The organism is Paraburkholderia sp. SIMBA_027 (genome assembly GCF_046535315.1).
GTDB lineage: Bacteria > Pseudomonadota > Gammaproteobacteria > Burkholderiales > Burkholderiaceae > Paraburkholderia > Paraburkholderia tropica.
Map to the genome: position 1 here is coordinate 1 of NZ_JAWRWY010001206.1, position 251 is coordinate 251.

1 pseudogene is annotated in these 251 nt (G+C 61.8%); it reads left to right on the forward strand.

Annotated features, from left to right (window positions below):
* Positions 1-97: 97 nt before the first annotated feature.
* Positions 98-251, forward strand: a pseudogene (locus SB764_RS42975) (acetyltransferase GCN5); the annotation flags it as partial.

Below are 251 nucleotides of genomic sequence, written 5' to 3' on the forward strand. Positions count from 1 at the left end.
CTCGTGGCCTTTTTGTTTGCGCGGCATGCGCGCTTTGCTTTCCAGCCATCGAGGCGTAGCGCCCGGCCTTCGTTTTTCCCATCGAGAGGAACGAAGCATGAAGCATCCCGAACTGGCCATCCGGTCTTTCCATCCGGCGGACGAAGCCGCCATCATCCAGCTGTGGACCGACTGCGGATTGACGCGGCCCTGGAACGATCCGCGCAAGGACGTGGCGCGCAAGTTGACCGTGCAATCCGACCTGTTCCTGG